The sequence below is a fragment of the Vibrio sp. T9 genome (assembly GCF_003123985.1).
GTDB classification, from domain to species: Bacteria; Pseudomonadota; Gammaproteobacteria; order Enterobacterales; family Vibrionaceae; genus Vibrio; species Vibrio diabolicus.
Genome location: NZ_NIGY01000203.1, coordinates 1 through 284 on the forward strand (window position 1 = coordinate 1; position 284 = coordinate 284).

The window sequence follows — 284 nt, forward strand, 5'->3', positions numbered from 1 at the left end:
CGGGTGCATTGGGCATGGGTTTGCAGGCGGACGCGGTATCCGTGCCGAAGGAAGACACCAGATCGCCTTCGGCGTGCGCCCAATCCGAGACGGCGCTCACCGTTGGCTCGTCACACGATTGCGTTTCGTTGGCATGCGCGAGCGGCGTGGCGGCCAGCGCCAGCAGGGGAATGCATCGGAAACCAAAACGCGCGCGCGGTCCGGTCCATGCCAGCCATCCTCGCTTCGAATCCATCTTGCCCCTCGCCCCCGTGTGCCGAGACGGCGTGCCACCCCGGCGCACC

1 protein-coding gene is annotated in these 284 nt (G+C 67.6%); it reads right to left on the minus strand.

Translation table 11 applies throughout. The features are described from left to right. The coding region (locus CBX98_RS26095) for a hypothetical protein (RefSeq protein WP_197710274.1) at positions 1–235 on the minus strand (235 nt) is incomplete at its 3' end. Positions 236–284 lie beyond the last annotated feature (49 nt).